The organism is Kutzneria sp. 744 (genome assembly GCF_000568255.1).
Taxonomy (GTDB): domain Bacteria; phylum Actinomycetota; class Actinomycetes; order Mycobacteriales; family Pseudonocardiaceae; genus Kutzneria.
This window is the reverse complement of record NZ_KK037166.1, coordinates 914,256-919,475: the sequence shown is the minus strand read 5'-3', so window position 1 is coordinate 919,475 and position 5,220 is coordinate 914,256. Positions and strand designations below refer to the sequence as shown.

Sequence of the window (5,220 nt, the reverse complement as noted above, 5' to 3'; positions counted from 1 at the left end):
CAGCAGCAGGTCGGTGACGGTCGGCGTGTCAGGCCCGGGCATGGCGCCCGGACCGCGTCGTCGGGGCTCGCCAGCATGACTCGCACTGTACCGAGAACGGGCCAGGTGTCAGCCCCTCACGAGATCAGCTTGTGAGTGCACGTGTTGCACCGGACGGCGGTCGACGGCCAGGCTCAGCAGATCGGGCCGGGCGTAGTGGCCGCGCATGTCCATCTGGAGCTTGCGCTGGTCGATCAGGGCGAAGTCGAGCTCGGCGACGACCTCTCCCTCGCCGTCCCGGATCGGTGAGCCGAGGAGCCGGCCCGACGGCGAGACGATGGCGGTGAAGCAGCCGCCGGAGATCGGGCCGGCCGGGGCGCCGGTGTCCGCCATGATCCGGGCCTGCTGGTCGGCGTCGAGCCAGGCGGTGGCGTTGACGACGAAGCAGGCGGACTCCAGGGCGTGCTGGCGGATGCTGATCTCCAGCTGCTCGGCGAACAGCTCGCCGGAGAAGGACCCGGGCCACATCGCCGAGTGGATCTGCTCGCCGTCGGCGATGAGGGCGTAGCGGGCGAGCGGGTTGTAGTGCTCCCAACAGGCCAGCTGGCCGACGCGGCCGACGGCGCTGTCCACGGCTTGCAGCCCGGATCCGTCGCCCTGGCCCCAGATGATGCGCTCGTGGTAGGTCGGCGAGATCTTGCGCCGGCGCTGGATCAGCGTGCCGTCGGCGTCGAACAGCAGCTGGGTGTTGTAGATAGTGCCGCCGTCACGCTCGTTGACGCCGATCGACACGACCATGCCGGCCTGCCGGCAGGCCTCGCCGATGGCCTCGGTCGCGGCCGACGGCACGGTGACCGACTGCTCCAGCAGCCGCCGGTGCTCGGCGCCCATCCGGTACGGCGGCAGCACGAACGAGAAGTACGGGTAGTAGGGCACGACGGTCTCGGGGAAGGTGGCGAACTGCACGCCCGAGCGGCCGAGCTCGGCGATCTTGCGGACGACCTTGTCCACGGTGCCTTCCCGGCTGTAGAGCACCGGGCTGAGCTGCACGGCGGCGGCGGTGACGACGGTCATGGGGCCTCCCTCTCACGGTCTGGCTCCCACTGATGATAGCCAGCCTGGCTCTGTAGAATAGTAGCCAGAGAGGAGAGGCGATGCCGATCACATTCGGGGGACCCCTGGCCGATCGCGGCGGATGGCAGCTGGCCAACGACGACTGCTCCGTAGCGAAGGCCATCGACGTCCTCGGCACCCGCTCGACGATGCTGGTGCTGCGCGAGGCGCTCTACGGCACGACCCGGTTCGACGACTTCGTGCGCCGGACCCACAGCACCGACGCGATCGTGTCATCCCGGCTCAAGCGGTTGACCGAGCTCGGGGTGCTGGCCAAGCAGCCCTACCGTGAGCCGGGAGAGCGCACCCGCTACGAGTACCACCTCACCGACCGCGGCAAGGAGCTGCTGCCGGTCGTGTTCGGGCTGATGCAGTGGGGCAACGCCCACTTGCAACCGGACGACGGTCCCTTCCAGCTGTCCGACCGCGCCACCGGCGAGCCGGTGGTGATCACGGCGGTCACACCGTCCGGCAAGGTCGTGGAGCTCGACGACCTGGTGGTCAGCGCCAACGGCGACTGGGCTTCAGCGAGCCGTGAACGCGCCGCCGTTGACGTGGATGACCTGCCCGGTCAGATGGCCTGATTCGGGCCGGGCGAGGAAGAAGATGGTCTCCGCGACCTCGTCCGGGGTGCCCGCCCGCTTGTTGAACGCGGCCGACACCCGGCTGGCGATCCACTCCGGCGTCGCGGTGCCGGCGAAGAACTCGGTGTCCACGGTGACGCCCGGCGCCACGAGGTTGGCGGTGATGCCCCGGGCGCCCAAAGTCCGTGCGGTGTCGACGTTCCACGCCTCCAGCGCCGCCTTCGCCGCGCCGTAGGAGCCCGATCCCAGCTTGGCGGCGATCGACCCGACCGTGACGATGCGGGCGTTGTCGGCCAGTCGCGGCTTGAGCGCCTCGGTGACCAGGACCGTGGTCAGCACGTTGGCCTCGAAGTTGGCGCGCCACGCGTCGGCGATGCCGGCCAGGTCGCCCGGCTCGACGGCGGGGCGGCGGCGGTCGGTGTTGCCGCCGGCGTTGTTGACCAGCACGTCGACGCTGGTCGGCAGCCAGTTCAGCGCCTCCTGGAGGGCGGCCGGTTCGGCGGCGTCGAACGCGACGTGGTCCACGCCCAGCCGCTCGGCGGTGGCCGCCAGCACGTCCGCGCGCCGGCCGGTGATGGTCACGTGATGCCCGGCCTTGGCGAACAGCTCGGCCGCGGCGGCGCCGATCCCGGTCCCGCCGCCGGTGATGAGAACAGAGGTCATGGCCGGAAGTCTCGGTCCCGGATGTTCGAGGTGTCAAGCTATCTTCGAAAATCGGAGATCATGTCGAAGTTGGGTATCCTGTCCGGCGTGGCGACGAGCGCGAAGACCAGGACGGACGAGGTGCACGACCGGCTGCGGGCCGACATCCTCACCGGTCTCTTCGCGCCGGGCGAGCGGCTGAAGTTCACCGTGCTGTGCCAGCGCTACGACGCCAGCGCCGGGCTGACCCGCGAGGTGCTGAGCCGGCTGGCCGAGCAGGGCCTGGTGCAGGCCAGCCCGCAGGTCGGCTTCCAGGTCACGCCGATCTCCGTCGACGACCTGCTCGACCTCACCCGCACGCGGATGGACGTCGAGGGACTGGCCCTGCGCCGAGGCGTCGAGCGTGACGACATGGCCTGGCGCGCCCGGCTGGTGGCGGCCCACTTCACCCTGGCCAACACGCCCCGCCGGGACCCGGCCGATCCCACCACCGTCACGCCGGAGTGGGACGTCGTCCACGAGGAGTTCCACGACGTGCTGCTGGCCGGCTGCGGCAGCCCGCGCCTCTACGCCATCGCCACCGCGCTGCGCACCAGCGCCCGCCTGTACCGCCGATGGTCCGAGGCCATCGATTCCTCGGACGCGGCAAGGGATCCGGCCGCGGAGCATGCCGCCATCGCACAGCACGCCATCGACGGCGACGCCGACGCGGCCGTGCGGCGCTGGCCGCCACATCGAGCTGACCACCACGTTGATCGTCGCCTCACGAACCGAGTCGTAGCGGGCGTTTCACCAGTTGTGCACCGTTCCGTCGACCAGCCGGTTCACCGGCAACTGCGCCGGGCGGTACGGATACTGCGCGGCCAAGTCCTCGTCGATGTCCACGCCCAGCCCCGGCTCCTCGCCGGGATGCAGGTAGCCGTCGGCGAACCGGTAGCTGTGCGGGAAAACGGCGTCGGTGGCCGGCGTGTGCCGCATGTACTCCTGGAGCCCGAAGTTCGGGATGCTGAGATCCACGTGCAGCGCGGCGGCCATGCACACCGGCGACAGGTCGGTGGCGCCGTGCGACCCGCTCCGCACGTGGTACAGCGCGGCCAGGTCGAAGATGCGGCGCAGGTGGCTGATGCCGCCGGCGTGCACCACCGTCGTCCGGACGTAGTCGATCAGCTGCTCGGTGATCAGCTGCTGGCAGTCCCAGATGCTGTTGAACACCTCGCCGACGGCGATGGGTGTGGTGGTGTGCTGACGGATCAGCCGGAAGCCCTCCTGGAGCTCGGCCGGCACCGGATCTTCCATCCAGGTCAGCGCGTACGGCTCCAGGCTGCGCCCGAGCCGGGCCGCCTCGATCGGGGTCAGCCGGTGGTGCACGTCGTGCAGCAGCGCGAGGCCGGGCCCGAACTCCGCGCGGACCCGCTCGAACACCGTCGGCACGTGGTTCAGGTAGGCCGGCGTGGACCACACGTTCTCGCTCGGCAGCGCCGCGTCGGCCGGCTCGTAGAACATCTTGTCGCCGCTGACCCCGTAGGTGCTGGCCAGGCCCGGGATTCCGGTCTGCACCCGCACCGCGCGGTAGCCCATGTCCACGTACCGTCCAAAAATCGGAAAGCACGTCGTCCACGGTTTCGGCGTTGGCGTGGCCGTACACCGTGACGCCGTCGCGGCAGCGTCCGCCGAGCAGCTGGTAGACCGGCAGCCCGGCGGCCTTGCCCTTGATGTCCCACAGCGCGGTGTCGACGGCGGCGATGGCCGTCATGGTGACCGGCCCGCGTCGCCAGTACGCGCCCCGGTACAGGAACTGCCAGGTGTCCTCGATCCTGGAGGCGTCGCGCCCGATCAGCACCGGCAGCACGTGCTCGTTCAGGTACGCGGCGACGGCGAGCTCGCGGCCGTTGAGGGTGGCGTCGCCGACACCGGTCAGGCCGTCGTCGGTGACCAGCTTCAGGGTGACGAAGTTCCGGTCGGGGCAGGTGACGACGACCCGTGCTTCGGCGATGCGCATCCGCGACTCCTGGTTCTGTTTCAGGGCAAGGGAAGCCAGCCGGAACGCAGCTGCCAGTGCCGGCCGGCCTTCAGGTGGGAGACGATCGCACGTTGTAGGGTGCTCTGCTGTGGCAGCGAGTCGAGATCGGTGAGGACGTCCTTCGGCGCGTTGAACACGAAGTAGAGGACGTCCCTGTCGCTCTCCTCGGCCGGCCCGAACAGCTGGAACCGGCGCTGGAACCGGATGATGTTGGCCTCGGCCGGCAGGTACTCACCCAGCTGCGGATCCAGCAGCCAGGACCGGCAGATCGCGTGGCGGTAGTACGGGAAGAACTCCGCGGCTTCCTTCAGTGAAGCGCTGACCAGGGCCGGCGTGAGGGGGCCGTCGGCGGCGATGTGCACGTCCAGCACGGGTTGTCCGGCCTCGGGACCGGCGGCCGGCATCGTGGTGGGCTCGAACTGCAGCCGGCCCAGGCGGAGCAGCAGGCCGCGGAAGTGCCGGACCAGCCAGTTCTGCTCGTCGAGGCCGCCGACGCCGTGGCCGAGCCGGTAGGACAGGGCCTTGGCGCCGACATCGGCCAAGGTGTCCTGGACGACGGCGTCCGAGACACCCTGGAGGCGCTTCAGGGCGGTGGGAACGGCCAGCATGAACAGGATCAGGTAGAAGTAGCGGCCGACGGCGTCCGGCGGCAGATCCGGCCAGTCGGCCGGGTACGCGTCGGCGAACAGCTCCTGGTGCCGGCGAGCCAACGAAGCCCTCAGCTCGGAGGACTGCTCCATGACCGCCATCGCCTCGACGGCCGGCTCGACGTCGGCCTCCGGCACACCCAGCCGACGCAGCCGATCCCGTGCCGTCGACGGGGTCGGGAACTCCAAGGTCATCAGGCCGCACCTCCTGCCGACACTGTATTGACACGGCCGG

General features: G+C 70.2%; 4 protein-coding genes and 2 pseudogenes. 2 read left to right on the top strand and 4 right to left on the bottom strand.

The genetic code is table 11. The annotated features are described in order from the left end of the window. Positions 1-108 precede the first annotated feature (108 nt). On the bottom strand, positions 109-1,053 hold the full coding sequence (locus KUTG_RS03980) for a nitrilase-related carbon-nitrogen hydrolase (RefSeq protein WP_043714972.1): 945 nt from the start codon (positions 1,051-1,053) through the stop codon (positions 109-111). An 80-nt stretch (positions 1,054-1,133) separates the two neighbouring features. Between KUTG_RS03980 and KUTG_RS03975 the strand changes: the two genes are divergently transcribed. Then, positions 1,134-1,676 carry a winged helix-turn-helix transcriptional regulator gene (locus tag KUTG_RS03975; RefSeq protein ID WP_052393893.1) on the top strand — a complete coding sequence of 181 codons (543 nt, stop codon included), beginning with the start codon at positions 1,134-1,136 and terminating at the stop codon, positions 1,674-1,676. On the opposite strand, the gene KUTG_RS03970 is transcribed toward KUTG_RS03975, so the two are convergent. Continuing rightward, entirely contained in the window at positions 1,617-2,339 is a 723-nt protein-coding gene (locus tag KUTG_RS03970; RefSeq protein ID WP_043714970.1) for an SDR family oxidoreductase, read from the bottom strand. The two genes, KUTG_RS03975 and KUTG_RS03970, sit on opposite strands and share 60 nt — an antisense overlap. Here KUTG_RS03970 and KUTG_RS65920 point away from each other — a divergent pair. Then, a pseudogene (locus KUTG_RS65920) lies at positions 2,262-2,984 on the top strand (GntR family transcriptional regulator); the annotation flags it as partial. The gene KUTG_RS03970 and the pseudogene KUTG_RS65920 sit on opposite strands and share 78 nt — an antisense overlap. Before the next feature lie 123 nt (positions 2,985-3,107). Here KUTG_RS65920 and manD read toward each other — a convergent pair. Together manD and KUTG_RS03955 are read right to left on the bottom strand one after the other, a co-directional pair. Continuing rightward, positions 3,108-4,317 (bottom strand): annotated as a pseudogene (manD, locus tag KUTG_RS03960) (D-mannonate dehydratase ManD). A gap of 20 nt (positions 4,318-4,337) precedes the next feature. Beyond that, on the bottom strand, positions 4,338-5,180 hold the full coding sequence (locus KUTG_RS03955; protein WP_052393892.1) for an acyltransferase domain-containing protein: 843 nt from the start codon (positions 5,178-5,180) through the stop codon (positions 4,338-4,340). Positions 5,181-5,220 lie beyond the last annotated feature (40 nt).